This is a genomic window from Burkholderia crassaminum, assembly GCF_964265005.1.
Classification (GTDB): domain Bacteria; phylum Pseudomonadota; class Gammaproteobacteria; order Burkholderiales; family Burkholderiaceae; genus Burkholderia.
In genome coordinates this window covers 613304-631789 of record NZ_OZ183799.1, presented here as the reverse complement: position 1 = coordinate 631789, position 18486 = coordinate 613304, and the positions used below count along the sequence as shown (strand labels likewise).

Annotated in this window: 18 protein-coding genes; 7 read left to right on the top strand and 11 right to left on the bottom strand. The window is 67.6% G+C overall.

From position 1 onward, the window contains the following. Nucleotides 1-83: 83 nt before the first annotated feature. From ACPTTF_RS02890 to mpl, 11 genes are all read right to left on the bottom strand, one after another. The gene (locus ACPTTF_RS02890) at nucleotides 84-863 is read right to left on the bottom strand and encodes an SDR family oxidoreductase (RefSeq protein ID WP_423371838.1); all 780 of its coding nucleotides are present in this window, start codon (nucleotides 861-863) and stop codon (nucleotides 84-86) included. Further along, nucleotides 863-1540: a 2-dehydro-3-deoxy-6-phosphogalactonate aldolase gene (locus ACPTTF_RS02885; protein ID WP_423370203.1), complete on the bottom strand. Its 678-nt coding sequence runs from the start codon at nucleotides 1538-1540 to the stop codon at nucleotides 863-865. Before ACPTTF_RS02885 ends, ACPTTF_RS02890 begins: the two co-directional genes overlap by 1 nt. Before the next feature lie 22 nt (nucleotides 1541-1562). Beyond that, nucleotides 1563-2588, bottom strand: coding sequence for a 2-dehydro-3-deoxygalactonokinase (locus ACPTTF_RS02880; RefSeq protein ID WP_423370202.1), 1026 nt, complete (start codon nucleotides 2586-2588; stop codon nucleotides 1563-1565). Beyond that, on the bottom strand, nucleotides 2585-3484 hold the full coding sequence (locus tag ACPTTF_RS02875) for an IclR family transcriptional regulator (protein ID WP_166964887.1): 900 nt from the start codon (nucleotides 3482-3484) through the stop codon (nucleotides 2585-2587). The genes ACPTTF_RS02880 and ACPTTF_RS02875 overlap by 4 nt, the downstream gene beginning before the upstream one ends. A 348-nt stretch (nucleotides 3485-3832) precedes the next feature. Next, a complete protein-coding gene (locus tag ACPTTF_RS02870) occupies nucleotides 3833-4234 on the bottom strand; it encodes an EF-hand domain-containing protein (protein ID WP_423370201.1) in 402 nt (133 codons plus the stop codon). Nucleotides 4235-4316: 82 nt separating this feature from the next. Next, nucleotides 4317-5927, bottom strand: a complete 1611-nt coding sequence (locus tag ACPTTF_RS02865) for a S10 family peptidase (RefSeq protein ID WP_423370200.1) — start codon at nucleotides 5925-5927, stop codon at nucleotides 4317-4319. A 438-nt stretch (nucleotides 5928-6365) separates the two neighbouring features. Then, complete coding sequence (gene mtgA / locus ACPTTF_RS02860; RefSeq protein WP_166964893.1) at nucleotides 6366-7103, bottom strand: monofunctional biosynthetic peptidoglycan transglycosylase; 738 nt, start codon at nucleotides 7101-7103, stop codon at nucleotides 6366-6368. Nucleotides 7104-7117: 14 nt separating this feature from the next. Continuing rightward, nucleotides 7118-7984: a shikimate dehydrogenase gene (aroE, locus tag ACPTTF_RS02855; RefSeq protein WP_423370199.1), complete on the bottom strand. Its 867-nt coding sequence runs from the start codon at nucleotides 7982-7984 to the stop codon at nucleotides 7118-7120. After that, nucleotides 7981-10068, bottom strand: coding sequence for an RNB domain-containing ribonuclease (locus ACPTTF_RS02850; RefSeq protein WP_166964897.1), 2088 nt, complete (start codon nucleotides 10066-10068; stop codon nucleotides 7981-7983). The genes aroE and ACPTTF_RS02850 overlap by 4 nt, the downstream gene beginning before the upstream one ends. A gap of 80 nt (nucleotides 10069-10148) precedes the next feature. Then, nucleotides 10149-10718, bottom strand: a complete 570-nt coding sequence (locus tag ACPTTF_RS02845) for a YqiA/YcfP family alpha/beta fold hydrolase (RefSeq protein ID WP_011350884.1) — start codon at nucleotides 10716-10718, stop codon at nucleotides 10149-10151. Then, a complete protein-coding gene (gene mpl / locus ACPTTF_RS02840) occupies nucleotides 10715-12304 on the bottom strand; it encodes a UDP-N-acetylmuramate:L-alanyl-gamma-D-glutamyl-meso-diaminopimelate ligase (RefSeq protein ID WP_423370198.1) in 1590 nt (529 codons plus the stop codon). Before mpl ends, ACPTTF_RS02845 begins: the two co-directional genes overlap by 4 nt. Before the next feature lie 42 nt (nucleotides 12305-12346). On the opposite strand from mpl, the gene ACPTTF_RS02835 reads away from it, so the two are divergent. From ACPTTF_RS02835 to ACPTTF_RS02805, 7 genes are all read left to right on the top strand, one after another. Beyond that, a complete protein-coding gene (locus tag ACPTTF_RS02835) occupies nucleotides 12347-12991 on the top strand; it encodes a UDP-N-acetylmuramate--alanine ligase (protein ID WP_166964901.1) in 645 nt (214 codons plus the stop codon). Nucleotides 12992-12998: 7 nt separating this feature from the next. Further along, nucleotides 12999-13550 (top strand): TlpA family protein disulfide reductase, encoded by a 552-nt coding sequence (locus tag ACPTTF_RS02830; RefSeq protein ID WP_423370197.1) that lies wholly within the window; start codon nucleotides 12999-13001, stop codon nucleotides 13548-13550. Nucleotides 13551-13744: 194 nt separating this feature from the next. Next, nucleotides 13745-14197 carry a type II 3-dehydroquinate dehydratase gene (gene aroQ / locus ACPTTF_RS02825; RefSeq protein ID WP_111015348.1) on the top strand — a complete coding sequence of 151 codons (453 nt, stop codon included), beginning with the start codon at nucleotides 13745-13747 and terminating at the stop codon, nucleotides 14195-14197. Between the two features lie 66 nt (nucleotides 14198-14263). Further along, entirely contained in the window at nucleotides 14264-14737 is a 474-nt protein-coding gene (gene accB / locus ACPTTF_RS02820; RefSeq protein WP_166964905.1) for an acetyl-CoA carboxylase biotin carboxyl carrier protein, read from the top strand. A gap of 84 nt (nucleotides 14738-14821) precedes the next feature. Continuing rightward, a complete protein-coding gene (accC, locus tag ACPTTF_RS02815) occupies nucleotides 14822-16189 on the top strand; it encodes an acetyl-CoA carboxylase biotin carboxylase subunit (protein WP_072436365.1) in 1368 nt (455 codons plus the stop codon). Between the two features lie 2 nt (nucleotides 16190-16191). After that, nucleotides 16192-17094, top strand: coding sequence for a 50S ribosomal protein L11 methyltransferase (gene prmA, locus ACPTTF_RS02810; RefSeq protein WP_166964907.1), 903 nt, complete (start codon nucleotides 16192-16194; stop codon nucleotides 17092-17094). Nucleotides 17095-17139: 45 nt separating this feature from the next. Continuing rightward, the gene (locus tag ACPTTF_RS02805) at nucleotides 17140-18486 is read left to right on the top strand and encodes a zinc-ribbon and DUF3426 domain-containing protein (protein WP_423370196.1); all 1347 of its coding nucleotides are present in this window, start codon (nucleotides 17140-17142) and stop codon (nucleotides 18484-18486) included.

Sequence of the window (18486 nt, the reverse complement as noted above, 5' to 3'; positions counted from 1 at the left end):
TCATCGAACAGGATGCAGCCGCTTGTTGGTTTCGACGCAGCGTGCGCGCGGCCGTCGCACGTGCGGTCTTTCGAATCGTTGCGTCAGTCGTGGTACAGCGCCGCACGCCCGCCGTCGACGGTGATGCACGCGGCATTGATGAACGGCGCCTCGTCGGACGCCAGGAACACAGCCGTCATCGCGACCTCCTCCGGCCGGCCGATCCGCTTCATCGGCTGCAGCGCGAGCGTTTCCGCGCGTGCGGCAGCAGGGTCGGGTTGCGCGTCCCACCAGTCGCGCGTGAGCTGGGTCTCGATGTAGCCGGGCGCGATCGCGTTCACGCGCACGTTGCGCGCCGCGTATTCGATGCCGAGGGCGCGCGTGAGACCGAGCACGCCGTGCTTCGCGACCGGGTACGGAAAGCAGCCCGGGATGATCCTGAATGCATGCGTCGACGCGATGTTCACGATGCTGCCGCGACCGCGTTCGACCATCCCTTCCAGCGCCGCGCGGCACCCGTGCCACACGCCGTCGAGATCGACCGCGAAGCAGCGGCGCCAGTCGTCGTCGGTCATCGTCAGCGGATCGGCGAACACGTTGATGCCCGCGTTGTTCACGAGCACGTCGAGCGGGCCGAATGCCGCCTCGGTCTGCGCCAGTGCATCGCGCACCGCATCCTGGCGCGCAACATCCGCCTGCAGCGGCAGTACGCGCGCGCCGGTGATCTCGTGCGCAATCCCGGCGGCCGTGCGCTGCGCCTGCGGGAAGTCGAGATCGACGAGCGCGACGGCCGCGCCCTCGCGAACGAACGCGCGGGCGATCGCGGCGCCGATGCCCCGGCCCGCGCCCGTCACCATCGCGACCTTGTCCGCGAGGCGGCCCATCATGCGGCTCCGCCGCGCGCCGCGCGCAAGCCGGCCTGGAACGCGCGCGCGTTCGCCGCGGTCGCGTCGGCCGGCTGGCCGGGCCGGTACAGCGCCGAGCCGAGCCCGAAGCCGTTCGCGCCGGCGGTGAGGAACGGCTGCATGTTGTCGGGCGAAATGCCGCCGACCGGAATCAGCGGCACCGCACGGTCGATCACCGCGCGCCACGCCTTTACGACGACCACGCCCAGTTGCTCGGCCGGGAACATCTTCAGGACGTCCGCGCCGTTCGCGAGCGCCGCGAACGCTTCGGTCGGCGTCGCGACGCCCGGTGCGCTCGCGAGGCCGCGCTCGCGTGCGCGCCGGATCACGGCCGCGTCGCTGTGCGGCATCACGATCAGTGAGCCGCCCGCGTCCTGCACGCGATCGACATACTCGGCGCGCAGCACGGTGCCCGCGCCGACGATCGCGTCGTCAGGCAGTGCGCGCCGCAGCGCCGCGATGCTGCCGAACGGATCCGGCGAATTGAGCGGCACCTCGACGATCCGGAAGCCGGCTTCGTAAAGCGCATGGCCGTGGTCGGCCGCTTCGGCGGGTGTGATCCCGCGCATGATCGCGATCAGCGGGCACGCGTCGAACGCGCGCATCAGCGCGGCGTGGGGCGCGTATGGCGCGGGCAATGTCAGGTCGGACGGCATCGAAGATTCCTCTGCAAACAGTTCATTGGTCGGCGCAGGCGGGCTCGCCATCCGCGCGCACGAGCCCGGCGCGCGATGCGATCCGCCACAGGCCGCGCTCGGTCGCATGCGCGACGATTCGTGCGTTCGGGTGGCCGAATTCCTGGAGCGCGTCGGCGTAGCGCGCACACAGGCCGTCGTCGCCGATCAACAGCAGCGGCTGGTCCGCGAGCGCGATGCCGCGCTCCGCGAGCATCGCGTCGAGCGCGTTGAGCTCATGGCCGATCAGCAGGCCGGACAGGTAGTCGCCCTGCGCATCGGGCGCGAGCCGGTCGGTCAGGCCGAGCGTGCGCGTGCTGAAGATCGTCGCGAGCAGCCCCGTGTGCTGCGCGCCGCGCGCGACCGATACGCCGCGCACGAACGCCGCGCGATCGGGCGACGCGCCGGCGCGCATCGTGCGGCCGAGGATCGTGTGGTCGCGCAGCACCGCGAACAGTTCGCCGGTCATGAAGGTCTGGAAGCGCTCGATCAGCCCGTCCCTCACCCACGCCCATTTCGCATGCGTGCCCGGCAAGCCGATCAGTACCCCTGAACGATCGGTGCCAAGCATGGGATCGCTCGCGAGTGCACCGACTATCTGCGTTTCTTCACCGCGCATCACGTCGGGCAATTCGCCCGTCGCAATCACGCCCGGCACGATCGAGATCGTCGCACCACGCGAGGTCGTCACCGTGATGAGGCCCGCGACGAGCGCGTCGGCACCGGCCGGCACCGCGACGTACGGCGCCTCGCGCCAGCCCTGCGCGCTGCCGACCATCCCGGCGGCGAGCACCGGCAGGCCCGGCGTGCGGTCGAGCCAGTCGCCGCAGGCTTCCTCGAACACCGCGTCGAACGCACGCGCGCCGCCGCCCGGCACCTGCATGACGCCCGCCGGGCGGCTGCGCGTGTCGATGAGCGCGCCGTGCGCGTCGTACAGATAGGCGCGCAGCGACGTCGTGCCCCAGTCGAGCGCGATCAGCGACGGAGTGGAGGAGCTGGCATCCGGAACGGGCCGGGTCGAAATCGTCATCGTTTGATCCTGCGGGTACCCTGCGGCGGGCTCCAGCCCAGTTCCGCGGAAATGGCTCGCGCTTCGCGCTGCACGAGCGGAATCAGTTCGTCCATCCGGTCGTGCGGCATGTACGGAATCGTGCTCGCCACCGACACCGCCGCGACGACCGCGCCCGATGCGTCACGGATCGGCGCGGCCACGCAGCGGATCGACGCCTCGTTCTCCTCGAGGTCGAACGTATAGCCGCCGGCCGCGTAATGGGCCATGCGCTGCAGGAACGCGCTCGTCTCGGGCCGGTTGTCGGGCTTGAAATTGACGCCGGCCAGCGCGCGCCGGGCGGCCTCGAACAGCGAGCGCCACAGGTCGGGATCGAGGTCGAGCATCATCGCCTTGCCGATGCCGGTCGACGCGAGCGGCATCCGGTGGCCGACGCGCGAGCGCATCTCGAGGCCGCGCGTACCGGGAATCTTGTCGATGTACAGCACGTCGTCGCCGTCGCGCACGCCGAGGTGGATCGTGTCGAGCGTCGCTTCCGCGAGCGCTTCGAGGTGCGGGCGCGCCACCGCGGTGAGCGGCATCTGCTCGAGCGCGATCGTGCCGAGTTCGATCAGCTTCGGGCCGAGCAGGTAACCGCCCTGCACCTGGCGCAGGTAGCGCGCCTGCACGAGGCTGCTGACGAGCCGGTGCGTCGTGCTGCGCGTTGTGCCGAGCGCGGCGCCGATCGCACGCATGTCGCGCGCGCCGTTCGCGATCGCCTCGAGGATCGCGAGACCGCGCAGCAGCGTCTGCGTACCGGCCTGCTGGGCCGCGAGATCGAGCGGCGTGCTGGTCGCGCCGATGCTGTCGGTCAGCGACGCATCGTCCGGCGTCGCGCGCCGGACGTCGAGGGCTAGGGATTCGGGCATCTTGGTCATGGGGCGGGCTTCTTCAACGGAACCGGTGAAGCCGTTCGCACGACACTGGAACTGGGTCCGGCATCGCGGCGAGGCGGCGGTCGATGCACCGAATAAAGCGCCCGGCGAACTTCATGGAAGGTGTCTCCGTGTGCGTCGGGCGCCGCGCGATGCGTGGGTCCGAAGCTGTCGATGTGCTTCGGATTGTAGGAGCGCACGCACTCGCCTCCAATATTTGAATGCGTTGCCCAGATAATGAGAATTCAGACGAAATCGGCCGCCCGCGCAACAAAACGGGCGCGCCATGCGCAAGGGGGCGGAACCCGCCGCTCAGCAGGTTCCGCCCCCGTTTGTTCATGCGCGCCGCGCTTACTGCTGGCTGGTGCTTCGCGCCTGCATGTAGCGCTGCACGTCGCCGAACGACACGCGCCCGTTGCCGGTCGAGTCGATCTGCCGGAAGTTGTTCGCGACGTAGCCGAGACCGGCCGCGCGTGCCTGCGCTTCGGTGATCGAACCCGTGTTCTGCGTATCGGCCGCGCTGAACTGCCGCGCGAGCTTGCGCACCACCTGCGCGTGCAGCGCGGCGCCCGTGGTCTGCGTGCCGGCGGTCGGCTTGCGTGCGGCCGGCGGCACGTATGGATCGCCGAGCTGCGCCTGGCGCGCGCGCACCGGTGCGGCGGCGGCGTCGCTCGCCTGCGCGTATGCGGATACGGATGCTGCGGCGCCGGCGCATGCGAGCGCCGCGGCAACGACGATGAAACGATTCTTCATATCGGGCTCCAGTCTGGAATGAGGTCGTCGACGGCCGGCGAGGCGGCGCCCTGGGCGCGCGTCGCCGGCCTCGCTCATGTCGTCAATGCGCGACCGCGTTGTAGAAGGTCACGAGGTCGGCTTTCTCCTGCGGACGCGACGTATCGTCGAGATAGACCATGTGTCCGCCCTGGTAGTCCTTGATCGTCAGGTTCGGTTGCGTCCCGAGCCGCGCGAGATCGAGCTCGGTCTGGTAGAACGGCGTCGCGATGTCGTGATACCCGTTCAGCGACAGCACCTTCAACTGCGGATTGAGCGTCAGCGCCGCGGACAGATCGGGGATCGTGTCCGGCATCGCGAGGCCGTCGTGCGTCCAGTCCCACGTGTTGATCGCATTGCTGCTCAGCGAATACGCCGACTGCGCGGTGTACTTCAGCTCGTTCGGCAGGTACTTGCCGATCGTGTCGGTGAACGGCTGCGTGATGTACGTGCTCGACGGGTCGCCGCCGGATGCAAGCGGGCTCGACACCGGCACGTTCACGCGCGCGTCGTAGCGGCCGATCAGCGTGCCCGGGATCAGCGACAGCTGGTAGCTGTTGTCGAAGAAGGTCGGGATCACGTTGAAGTTCGCATTCCACAGCGACTGCTTCACGCCAGTCGAATTCACCATCGTCGTGACGAGGGTCGGCGGCGGCGGCGTGTGGCTTGCCAGGTACGCGTTCACGGCAGGCGCATAGCTGCCGGCCGTCAGCAGGCGCATCTGGTCCGCATACTGCGGCAGGCTCGACGGGTTCGGGTTGTCGAGCTGGTAGTACGCGCCGACGGTGCCATAGGACGGCACGAAACCCGCGCAACTCACCGGGCTGGACCCGTTGTTCGAGTTGCCGATGTAGTCGCTCGCCATGTCGCAGTTCGTGTTGTAGTTAAGGATCGACGACTGCAACACGATGCCGTCGAGCTTCACGCCGGCCGTTTCGAGCAGGTTCGCGAGCACGTCGGTGCGCGGCGTGCCGTACGATTCGCCGAACAGGTATTTCGGCGAAGCACTGCGCTGGTTCACGGCCAGGTAGCGCGTCACGAAATCGCGGAACGCGCCGCCGTCCTGGTCGACGCCCCAGAACGTCTGGTTCGTGTTCGGTGCGATCGCTTCGGAGAAGCCGGTGCCGATCGCATCGACGAACACGAGGTCGGTCGTGTCGAGCAGGCTTTCCTGGTTGTCGACAAACGGGAACGTCGACGTGTTCGCGTTCGGGTCGCCCGTCTGGATCCGGCGCGGGCCGAACGAGCCGAGATGCAGCCACACCGACGCCGAGCCGGGGCCGCCGTTGTACAGGAACGTGACGGGCCGCTTCGCTGCGGGCTGGTTGTCGGCCGTATAGGCGACATAGAAGAACGATGCTTCGGGCGCGCCGGTCTGCGGATTGCGCGCGACGAGGTGGCCGGCTGTGGCGGTGTAGCGGATCGTCTTGCCGTTCAGCGTGATCTGGTGGTGCGTGACGGCGGCCTTTTCAACCGCGGCGGATGCGTCGAGCGACGCGTTCGCGCTCGACGAATAACTGTTCGGATCGTTGTACGCCCTGTCCACCTGACTGGCGGGATCGGCTGAACTGTCGGCGCTGCTGGCAGCGGACGATGTCACGTCGTCGTTGCAGGCCGTCAGAATCAGCGAAGAAAACACCACTCCCAACAACAGCTTCGCTTTGCTCGCTGGCATCGTTGCTTTCCTTCTCTCGGATGTTTTTTGTATCGAGCAGCCGGATAAGCCGCCCCCCGCCTCGATCGCGGCCGATAAGCCGAGGCGCTGGCCAATATACGCGAGCCCGTCAGCTTTGAAAAATTTTGAAATATTTGGCCGGCGGCCGGTGCGGCGCACACCTTTCAGGAATGCTTCGATTCGTGAAACGTTGCATTTCACGCGCCTTTCATGGGCTTTCGCGTTTACACGGGGATACTAAAAATCCCGGGATTTTCGTGCCATATCAGCTAACAAAATCGCATGATCGCAAGCATTGCTCAGCAAAGCGAAATAGACGAATTCGTCTAATGGATGTGACCCGAAATGCGCGCGACACGAATGCGCTGCAGCGCACAAACGACTCGCGGGCGGCGCACCAGTGGCGATACGGTCAATGCGACGGCGCGCTCGCGCCGGTCACTCCGATTGCGGCAGCGCGGCCGCACCCATCCGGCGGGCAATGACCGCCGCGCGCTGCGCCTGGTAGGCCGAGCCGCGGTGCGCGTCGAACCAGCGCGGCTTCGGCAGCATCACCGCTAGCCGCGCCGACTGCCACGCGCCGAGCCGGCTCGCGGGAATCCTGTAGTAATAGCGTGCGGCCGCCTCGGCGCCGTACACGCCGCGTCCCCACTCGACGGAATTCAGGTAGATCTCGAAGATCCGCTCCTTGTCGAGCACGGTTTCGAGCATCCACGTGATGATGAGCTCCTGCCCCTTGCGGATATAGCTCTTCTCGCGCGACAGGAACAGGTTGCGCGCGAGTTGCTGCGTGATCGTCGAGCCGCCCGCGACGATCTTGCCGCGCGCCTTGTTCTTCTCCCACGCCTGCAGGATCGCGTCGACGTCGTAGCCGTTGTTGGTTGCGAAGGTCGAGTCTTCCGACGCGATCAGTGCGCGCTTCAAGTTGCGCGAGATCTGGTCGTACGGCACCCACTGGTGCTGGATCTGCGCGGGCGGCTTGTCGCGCGACAACCACCACGCATCCGTGCGCATGAACGCGGTCGAGCCCGGGTTCACGAACGACCACAGCGCGATCTGCGCGAGATAGAACAGTTGCGTCGCGAGCCACGCACCCGCGAACACCGATCCCGCATAGACGATCCAGCGCGTCGGGCTCACCGTCCGCGTGTGCTGCGTGCCGCTCACCGCCGCCACGTGCCGCGCTCCGTTCAGCTCGCCGCGAGCGCCTGGCGCAGCGCGGCCAGCACCGGCGCGCCGTCCGGCCGCACGCCGCGCCAGATGAAGAACGATTCGGCCGCCTGCTCGACGAGCATCCCGAGCCCGTCGGCGGTGCGCGCGCCGAGCGACGCCGCATGCTGCATGAACACCGTCGGCTGCGCGCCGTACATCATGTCGTACGCGAGCGTGCCCGCGCCGAATGCGGCCGCGTCGCACTCCGGCAGCGCCGCATCGAGGCTGCCGGCTGTCGCGTTGATCACCACGTCGTACGACTCCGCGCGCACGACGTCCGGGCCGCCGCCCGCGAGCGTGCAGCCCGCATCGTGTGCGGCCTGCATGAACTGGCCGACGAGCGCCTCGGCCTTGCTCGCGGTGCGATTCACGATCGTGATCGACAGCGGCGCGCGGTCGAGCAGCGGCAGCACGACACCGCGCGCCGCCCCACCCGCGCCGAGCAACAGGATGCGCGCGCCCGCGAGCGACACGCCGAGATTCGCTTCGATGTCGCGCACGAGGCCGACACCGTCGGTGTTGTCGCCGTGGATCCGGCCGTCGGCGTCGATGCGCAGCGTATTCACCGCGCCTGCCGCCGCCGCGCGCGGCGACAGCGTGTCGGCGAGCGCATGCGCTTCGAGCTTGAACGGCACCGTCACGTTCGCGCCGCGACCGCCTTCGGCGACGAATGCCCGCACGGCCGCGTCGAAACCGTCGACCGGCGCGAGCCGGTGCGTGTATTCGACCGGCTCGCCCGTCTGCGCGGCGAACTGCGCATGGATGAACGGCGACTTGCTGTGCGCCACCGGGTTGCCGAACACGACATAGCGGTCGGCGCCGCTCGTCGACGCAGCCGTGGTCATGATGTGCGCCCCTCTTCTTCGACGTTGCCGCTCGCGGCTTCGCCGCCTTCACCGGCCGCTGCGCCGTCCGCTTCCGCCAGCGCTTCCGCCTCGGTTTCGGCCGTCGCGTCTTCGGCGTCGATCAGCGTGTCGTCGCCGCCTTCGGCGTCATCCTCTTCCTCGGCCGCGTCGCCGCTCGTCACGGTCGGCGCGTCGAGCACGTTCAGCAATCGCACCGACGCTTCGATCGTCAGCTCGTCGAGCGCCATCACGTCGAGCAGCACGCGCGTGCCGCGCGCATGCACGCCGAGGCCCGGCACGTGCAGCAGCAGCGGAATTTCCTCGAGGCGCACGAGATCACCCTTCACGACGCTCGCGACGACGTGCTTCTTCTGCTCCTGCGCGAGCCAGCGCAGGCACCAGAAGTACTCCATCCGGCGCTGGTAGTCGGCATAGGCCGTGTAGGTGTCGTCGAAGCCCTGCACGACCGCGTACAGGTCGGCGTCCTTCGGCTTGAACGGTGCGGCGAGCTTCGCGGTGACGCCATGCTGCACGCACGCGAGCAACTGCCACTGGTTCACGAGGTCGACGTAGCGGCGCAGCGGCGACGTGCTCCACGCGTACTGCGCGACACCGAGGCCTTCGTGCGGCGCGGCCGAAGTCTGCATCCGGGTGCGCTTCGGGCCCGGCGCGCCGAAGCCGCGCTGCGAGCGGTAGATGCCCGGTACCGTGTGGTCGTGCAGGAACGCGCCCCAGGTCGAGTTCGCGAGGATCGCGAGCTCGGACACGATCAGGTCGAGCGGCGACCCGCGGCGGCGCGGCGTGATCGACACGTGCTCGCCGTCGACGTAGAAGTTGTAGTCGGTGTTGCGCTGCACCTCGCGCTTCAGGCCGTAGCCCGCGCGCGCGACCTGGCGCTTCTCGAACAGCGCCTGCGCGAGCGGCCACAGCACGCCGATGTCGTCCTTGTGCGGATAGTCGCCGGTGCCGGCCGCGAGCGTCTCTTCGTTGACGAGCTCGTCGAGGTGGTTGTGTCGCAGGTTGCTCTTCACGAACACGAGCTCGGCGCGCGTCTCGTTCGCGACGATCTCCTGCGTTTCGCGGTTGACGATGATGTACAGCGACAGCGCCGGGCGGTAATCGCCCTCTTTCAGCGTGAACACGTCGACGACGTCGTCGGGCAGCATCGTGATCTTGTCGCCCGGCATGTAGACGGTCGACAGGCGCGTGCGCGCGATCGCGTCGACCGCGTCGCCGCGCACGATGCCGAGCGCCGGTGCCGCAATGTGCACGCCGATGCGCACACGGCCGTCGGACAGATGCTCGACCGAGAACGCGTCGTCGATTTCGGTCGTCGTGATGTCGTCGATCGAGAACGCCTCGACGTCCGCGCGCGGCAGGTCGTCCGGCAGCGCGCCGACCGTGACGGCCGGAAAGCCCGTGCCGTGCGGGAAGAATTCCGCGAGGAAGCGCGCCTCGTGCAGCGCACGCGGCGACGCGATGCCGCCGCAGTCAAGCATCAGCCGCGCCGGCGACACGCCGCGCGCACCGGCCGCCGCTTCCATCGCCTTGTATTCGATCGCGTTCTTGTCCGGCCGCGTCAGCAGCCCGAGCACCTTGCCCGCGAACGCTTCCGGCAGCTTGCCCGCCTTCAGCTCCTCTTCATACTGCGCCTGGACGAGCGCCTGCTGGCGCTTGCGCTCGAGCGACGCGAGCGCCATCTTGAGCTGCTCTTCCGGCGCGCGCTGGTACTGGCCGCGCCCCTTGCGGCGGAAGTAGACGGGCGATCCGTGCAGCCGCAACACCAGCGCCGCACGCTCCACCGGGCCATACGTCGCGCCGAAGTATTCCGCGGCCAGCGCGGTATACGCGAACTCGTCGGCCGGCGCGCATTCCCACAGGAAATCCAGGTCGATCTGCTGCGCGGCCGTGTCGGCTTCCTGCATCAGTTCGCCCGCGGCCGGCTTGTCGAATTCGATCAGTACGTCTTTCGCGCGCACCTTGGCACGCCGCCCGCCGGGCAACTCGACCTGAAATGCGTCGCCCTGGCGCGACAGCACGCTGCCCGCCTTGAAACTGCCCGATTCCTCGAAGAAAACGTTCACTCAGTACTCTCGTTCAGACTGCCGGGCGCCGCGTCGGCGGCGCCGCATGATGATGGGAATTCGATCGGCACAGGGCCGGTTTAAGACGTCTTTCCGTCGCAAAACGCGAGAACGTCGTCGACATAGTCGGCAAATTCACTGATCCCGTGATCGCTGCCTTCGATCACGCGCGTCTTCGCGCCCGGGTAATGCGCGAGCATCTCGCGATAATCGAGCACTTCGTCACCGGTCGCCGCGAACAGATAGTAGCGTTCGGCTCGCGTGATCGCCGGCACGCGCAGCGCATCGAGCTCATGCAGGTGACGGCGTTCGACGACGATCGTGCCGCCGCCGTGGTACAGCGGCTGTTCGCCCAGATGCTGCTCGAGATCGCGCTGCGGCACGATGGCCGGATTCAGCAGCACGGCCTTCCAGCCGTGCTTCTCGGCCAGCCAGGTGGCGTAATAGCCGCCGAGCGAGCTGCCGATGACGGTCACGTCGCGCGCGCCGGCCACCTCGGCTTCCGCGACCGCGATCGCTTCGAGCGGCGACACCGATAGCGACGGGCACCGCCACTCGTCGGTACGGCCGAGCTCGGCCATGCGCGCCGCGAGCTGGCGCGACTTCTGCGATTCCGGCGACGACCGGAAGCCGTGCAGATACAGGATCACGTGCGGCTCCCGAGCGCGTCGAGCAGCTTCTGGTGCACGCCGCCGAAGCCGCCGTTGCTCATCACGAGCACGTGGTCGCCCGGGCGGGCCGCCGCAACGACAGACTTCACCAGCAGGTGCAGATCGTCGAACGCGTGCGCGGTGTCGCCGAGCGGCGCCAGCGCCTCGGCCAGATTCCAGCCGAGCGCATCGCGCCCGGTCGGCGCGCCGTAACCGAACACGAGATCGGCTTCGGCCAGGCTCGCCGGCAATTGCGACTTCATCACGCCGAGCTTCATCGTGTTCGAGCGCGGCTCGAGCACGGCGAGGATACGGGCATTCTGGCGGCCGATGCGTGCACGAAGGCCGGCGATCGTGGTTTCGATCGCGGTCGGATGGTGCGCAAAGTCGTCGTAGACGGTCACGCCGTCCACGCTGCCGCGCACTTCCATGCGCCGCTTCACGTTGCGGAACGACGCGAGGGAGGCGGCGGCCTGCGCGGGCGGCACGCCGACGTGGCGCGCGGCCGCGATCGCCGCGAGCGCATTCATCCGGTTGTGATCGCCCTGCACCTGCCATGCGACTTCGCCGACGCGTTCCGCGTGCGAGTACACCGCGAAGCGCTCGTCGACCGGCACGCCGTCCTCGGCCGGCAGCGCCTGCCAGCCGCCGTCGACGCCGAACCGCTCGACCTCGCTCCAGCAACCGCGCGACAGCGCGCGCTCGAGCGCGTCCGAGCGGCCGTTCGTGACGATCCTGCCGACACCGGGCACGGTACGCACGAGATGGTGGAATTGCGTTTCGATCGCGGCGAGATCCGGGAAGATGTCGGCGTGATCGAATTCGAGGTTATTCAGCACCGCGGTACGCGGCCGGTAGTGGACGAACTTCGAGCGCTTGTCGAAGAACGCCGTATCGTATTCGTCGGCCTCGATCACGAAGAAGCTCGAATCGGTGAGCCGCGCCGACACGCCGAAGTTCAGCGGCACGCCGCCGATCAGGAAGCCCGGGTTCAGCCCCGAGTCTTCCAGCAGCCACGCGAGCATCGACGACGTGGTCGTCTTGCCGTGCGTGCCCGCGACCGCGAGCACCCATTTGCCGGCCAGCACGTGCTCGCCGAGCCATTGCGGGCCCGACACGTACGGCAGGCCGCGATCGAGGATCGCCTCCATCAGCGGATTGCCGCGCGTGACGACGTTGCCGATCACGAACAGGTCCGGCTTCAGGTCGATCTGCTCGGCGCCGTAGCCCTCGGTCAGCGTGATGCCCTGCGCCTCGAGCTGCGTGCTCATCGGCGGATAGACGCCCGCGTCGCAACCCGTCACCGTGTGGCCCGCCTCGCGCGCGAGTACGGCGAGACCGCCCATGAAGGTGCCGCAGATGCCAAGAATGTGGATGTGCATAGATGAATGCTTTCGCGCCGCCGGGCGCCGTCGATTCGGAAAGGATGCGTGTGCGGCGCGGCGGACGGGCCGTGCGGCCGGCGCCCGGCCAACGGCTTTTGCCGCGACACAAAGGACACTATTGTAACTGACGGCCTGCCGTGCCCGGCGGCCCGAACGATGTGCGCGAACGCCGCCGGCACACGGCGCGGCAGGCCACCGCACCCGCGCTCGGGCGCTGCGGCGATCGAGTATGATTGCCGGATCATGTCTCGCAAACCTCTTGTCGACCCGCGGCGCGTCCGCGAGGAAATTGCCCAGTCCGCCGCCCGCCTGATCGCGGAGGACGGCCTGGACTATGCCGGCGCGAAACGCAAGGCCGCGCGCCAGTTGCTGGGCGACTCGCGCGTTGCCGGCGAATGGCTGCCCGATAACGACCAGATCGAGGAAGAACTGCGCGAGTACCTCGCGCTGTTCCAGAGCGACACGCAGCCGGACGAACTGCGCCGCCTGCGTGAAATCGCGCTCGACTGGATGCACCGGCTCGCCGAGTTCCATCCTTATGTGACGGGTGCCGTGCTGAACGGCACCGCGAACGCACATTCGGATATCCATTTGCAGGCATTCACCGACAACCCGAAGGACGTCGCGATCTACCTGCTGAACCAGAACGTCCAGTACGACGTATCCGAGACACGGCACTTCGCGGGCCGCGCCGACGTCGAGACGCTCAGTTTCCTGTGGCGCCCGCGGCGCGACGTGGACGCGATCGGCATCCACCTCGCGCTCTATGCGAGCGACGACCTGCGCGGCGCGGTGAAGGCCGACGCGCGCGGCCGGGTCGCCCGTGCGGATGCCGCCGCGCTACGCGCGCTCGTCGAAGCAGGCAAGGCCCCTTCCGAACCGGAATGATTCAACGATGATGATGAAACGCATGTTGCCGCTCGCGGTCGTCGCGGCCGCCGCCGTTGCCGGCGGGCTCGCCGCCGGCCATTGGTTCCGCGGCACCGCCGATGACGGCGTCGCCGTCGCCGCGCCCGCCGCCCAGGGCAGCCCGGTCGAACAATTGTGGGCGGCATCGCTGACGGGCGTCGACGGCAAGCCGGCCACGCTATCCGCTTTCAAGGGCCACAAGGTCGTCGTCAATTTCTGGGCGTCATGGTGCGGCCCGTGCGTCGAGGAGATGCCGGAGCTCGTCGCGCTGTCGCACCAGTACAAACAGAAGGGCATCCGTTTCGTCGGGATCGGCGTCGATTCCGAACAGAACGTGAAGAACTTTCTGCAGAAAGTGAAGGTCGACTATCCGGTCTTCGTCAGCGGATATGCGGGCGCCGATCTGGCCCGTAATTTCGGGAATACCGCCGGCGCGTTGCCGTTTACGGTCGTCATCGACGAAACCGGCAAGATTCGCGAGACAAAATTGGGACAAATCCAACCGGCCGAGCTGAAAAAGACCCTCGACGCGCTGTAACCTGCCGGAACGGCGGCCCGCACGTTGGCGGCGATTTGCCTGTCGATCGCCGCAATTTCGCGTGAATTCGCCGATACTTTGCATGCACGCCGGTAATTCTTGCAGGTCGGGCGCACTCGACCGTTCGGCAAAACTAGACAAATTTCTCTAAATAGCGCTAAAGTTCGCGCAATTCCGCAGAAATAGAAGCGACCATGACACGATTGCTGGTGCTGCACGGCCCCAACCTGAACCTTCTCGGCACCCGGGAACCGGAGGTGTACGGCCACGTCACGCTGGCGCAGATCGATCAGGCGCTTGCCGCGCGCGCCCGGGAAGCCGGCGCCGAACTGTCGTCGTTCCAGAGCAACCATGAAGGCGCGCTGGTCGACCGCATCCAGGCCGCGCGGGAGGAACAGACCGATTTCATCCTGATCAATCCGGCCGCGTACACGCACACGAGCGTCGCGATCCGGGACGCGATCGCCGGCGTTGGCATCCCGTTCGTCGAGGTTCACTTGTCGAACGTGCATCGCCGCGAAGCGTTCAGGCACCACTCCTACTTTTCCGACCAGGCCGAAGGCGTGATCTGCGGGCTCGGCTGGAAAGGTTATCTGTACGCGCTCGAGTACGCGCTCGACAAGCTGCAAGGCACGTCGCGCGGCTGATTTCGCGATCTAGATTCAGCGCCGGCTCCTAACCGGCGCTTTCACGTATTGAAAGGGGAATTCCCGATGGATCTTCGTAAGCTGAAAACTCTGATCGACCTCGTTTCCGAATCCGGCATCTCCGAGCTGGAAGTGACGGAAGGCGAAGGCAAGGTGCGCATCGTCAAGAACGCACCGCCGGTCTACGTACAGCCGACGGCTGGGTATGCCCCGCAATTCAGCGCGCCCGCTCCGTCGGCCGCGCTGCCGACCGAAGGTGCTGCCGCGCCGGCCGCAGGCGGCGCAGCCGCACCGGCTGTCCCGCAGGGCCACGTCGTGACGTCGCCGATGGTCGGCACGTTCTACCGCGCGCCGTCGCCGGGCTCGGATCCGTTCGTCCAGGTGGGCGACACGGTCAAGGAAGGCCAGACGATCTGCATCATCGAAGCGATGAAGCTGCTCAACGAGATCGAGTCGGACAAGGCCGGCGTGATCAAGGAAATCCTCGTCGAGAACGGCCAGGCCGTCGAATACGGCCAGCCGCTTTTCGTGATCGGCTAAGTCCGCCGCGCGGCCTGCGGGCCGCGCGCCGCCGATGCCCGCCAGGCGCCGTTCGCGCGCCCCTCGAAGAGACGAATACTCGCTATGTTTGAAAAAATCCTCATTGCCAACCGCGGTGAAATCGCGCTGCGCATCCAGCGTGCGTGCCGCGAGCTCGGCGTCAAGACGGTGGTCGTCTACTCGGAAGCCGACAAGGAAGCCAAGTACGTGCGCCTCGCGGACGAAGCCGTCTGTATCGGCCCGGCCCCGTCGAACCTGAGCTACCTGAACATGCCGGCGCTGATCAGCGCCGCGGAAGTCACCGACGCCGAGGCGATCCACCCCGGCTACGGCTTCCTGTCGGAGAACGCCGATTTCGCGGAACGCGTCGAGCAGTCGGGCTTCACGTTCATCGGCCCGCGCCCGGAAACGATCCGCATGATGGGTGACAAGGTCACCGCCAAGCAGACGATGATCAAGACCGGCGTGCCGTGCGTGCCGGGCTCGGAAGGCGCGTTGCCGGACGATCCGAAGGAGATCGTCAAGATTGCGCGCACGATCGGCTATCCGGTCATCATCAAGGCAGCCGGCGGCGGTGGCGGGCGCGGAATGCGCGTCGTGCACACCGAGGCCGCGCTCGTCAACGCGGTCAACATGACCCGCGAGGAAGCCGGCCGTGCGTTCGGCAACCCGCAGGTGTACATGGAGAAGTTCCTCGAGAACCCGCGCCACATCGAAATCCAGGTGCTGTCCGACGCGTACAAGAACGCGATCTGGCTCGGCGAGCGCGATTGCTCGATGCAGCGCCGCCACCAGAAGGTGATCGAGGAAGCACCGGCACCCGGTATTCCGCGCCGCCTGATCGACCGCATCGGCGACCGCTGCGCGGACGCCTGCAAGAAGATGGGCTATCTCGGCGCGGGCACGTTCGAATTCCTGTACGAAAACGGCGAGTTCTACTTCATCGAGATGAACACGCGCGTGCAGGTGGAGCACCCGGTATCGGAGCTGATCACGGGCGTCGACATCGTGCAGGAACAGATCCGCATCGCGGCCGGCGAGAAGCTCGCGCTGCGCCAGCGCGACATCCAGTTCCGCGGACATGCGATCGAATGCCGGATCAACGCCGAAGATCCGTTCAAGTTCACGCCGTCGCCGGGCCGGATCACGTCGTGGCATACGCCGGGCGGCCCTGGCGTGCGCGTCGATTCGCATGCCTACAATGGCTATTTCGTGCCGCCGAACTATGATTCGATGATCGGCAAGCTGATCACCTACGGCGCAACGCGCGAGCAGGCGATCAGCCGGATGCGCATCGCGCTGTCCGAAATGGTGGTCGAAGGCATCCAGACCAACATCCCGCTGCACCGCGAGCTGATGATCGATTCGAAGTTCGTCGAAGGCGGCACCAGCATCCATTACCTCGAAAACCGGCTCGCCCAGAAGCAGCAGGTCGCACCGGAAGAAGCGTAAGCATGAGCTATCGCGAACTCGTCGTCGAACTGGCCCGTGAGCATGCGGAGGCGCTGTCCGACGCGCTGCTCGAACTCGGTGCGCTGTCGGTGTCCGTGGAAGACGCCGACGCCGACACGCCCGACGAACAGCCGCTCTTCGGCGAGCCGGGCCTCGTGCCCGATCGCACCGCGTGGCAGCACTCGCGCGTGGTTGCGCTGCTCGCAGCCGATCACGAGCCGGCCGTGCTGCTCGCGGCAGCCGCGAACGAGATCGGCGTCGCCGAGACGCCGGCCTTCACCGTCCGCGAAGTCGAGGAACAGGACTGGGTGCGGCTCACGCAATCGCAGTTCGAGCCGATCCCGATCGGCGAGCGGATCTGGGTCGTGCCGTCGTGGCACGATGCGCCCGATCCCGATGCGCTCGTCCTCGAACTCGATCCGGGCCTCGCATTCGGCACCGGCAGCCACCCGACCACGCGCCTGTGCATGGAATGGCTCGAGCAATCGGTGAAGCCCGGCCAATCGGTGCTCGACTACGGCTGCGGCTCGGGCATTCTCGCGATCCTCGCGAAGAAATGCGGGGCGAACCCCGTCATCGGCATCGACATCGATCCGCAGGCGGTTGAATCGGCGCGCCAGAACAGCGAACGCAACCGTGCGGAAGTCACGTACGGGCTGCCCGATGCGTGCCCGGACGGCGAATTCGACATCGTCGTCGCGAACATCCTGTCGAATCCGCTGAAGCTGATGGCGTCGATGCTCGCATCGAAGGTCAAGCCGGGCGGGCGCATCGCGCTGTCGGGCGTGCTCGCGCGCCAGGCGGACGAAGTCGCGGCCGTCTACGCACGCTATGTCGACATCTCGGTCTGGCGCGAACACGAAGGTTGGGTATGCCTCGCCGGAACCCGGCGCGAAAGCCATTAGAATAGCGCTGTCCTTCACTCTGGCCAGCAGGCCGCCCGGCTCGACATGCTTCTTGCGACGCGCTGCCCTCATTGCGAAACCGTCTTCCGGCTGCAGCAGGAACAGCTCTCGCTGCATCAAGGGCTCGTGCGCTGCGGGCACTGCCACGAAGTCTTCAACGCATCCGAGTCGCTCGTCCCCGAGCACGCGCAGCAGCCCGAGCCGGTCCTGACCGAACCGGCTGCCGCGCCGGACGACGGCAACGCGCACCATCAGGCCCCGCCTGCCCGGCTGTTCACTGCCGAAGCGCCGGCCGGGTCACCTTCCGACACCGATTACAAGCCTGAAGGTTGGGACATGTGGGCGCCGTGGCTCGATGCCGGCGTCGACCCGTCGCTGCAACACAGCGTGCAGACCGTGCGCACCGAGCCGCTGATACCGCTCGCACTTCCGTCCACCGAAGCCGGCGTCGTTCACCTGTCGGGTACGCCCGCACCGTTCGCGCCCTCCCCGGCCGAGCTGGACACCGCCGCAGCCGTCGCGCAACCAGCCGAATCGCTGCAGACGCAGACGCCGCAGGATACCGAATCACCGGCCGCGCCCGTCGAGCACGACCCGCGTGAGCCCCGCTTCGTCGCCCACCTTCCATCGGACGCAGATACCGCTCGCGATGCCGCCGAACCCGTCGGCACCGCGCACTTCGCCGTGCCGGACGACGACCGCGCGCCGCGCGAACCGCGTTTTGCGTTCGCACCGGCGCCGGCCATCGCAGCAGCAACCTCCGAGCACGACACCGACACGGGCACCACACCGCACGACGAAACGCCAGGCGCGGCCACCGGCACGCCAGCCGCACCGTTCCCCGCTGCGCTGACCGACGACGATCGCCCGCACTTCGCCGTCACGCGCGAGACACGCGCGCCGCAGCAGCGCGGAATGCTCGGCGGGTTCTTCGGCGGCCTCGTCGCCGCGGTGCTGGCGGTGCTCCTCGTCGCGCAACTCGCGTGGTGGCAACGCGAACCGCTGATGATCTACTGGCCCGTCACGCAAGGCTGGTTCCGGCAGGCCTGCGCGCCGCTCGGCTGCAAGGTCGCGCCGCCGCGCGCGATCGACGGCCTGCGGCTCGACGCGACCGACCTGCGCCAGCTCGACGGCCCGCGCGAGCTCGAGCTGAAGGTGCCGCTGACGAACCGCTACCGTGTCGCGCTCGCTTACCCGTCGCTCGAGCTGACGCTGCTCGACGACACCAATCACGTGACCGTGCGCCGCGTGCTCGCGCCGCGTGACTATGTGCGCCCAGGCACGCCGATCGACGCCGGGTTGCCGCCCGGCACGACGCAGACGATGGTCGTCCGCGTCGAAACGAACGGCACGCCTGCCTCGAATTTCCGCGTCCAGATCTTCTATCCGTGA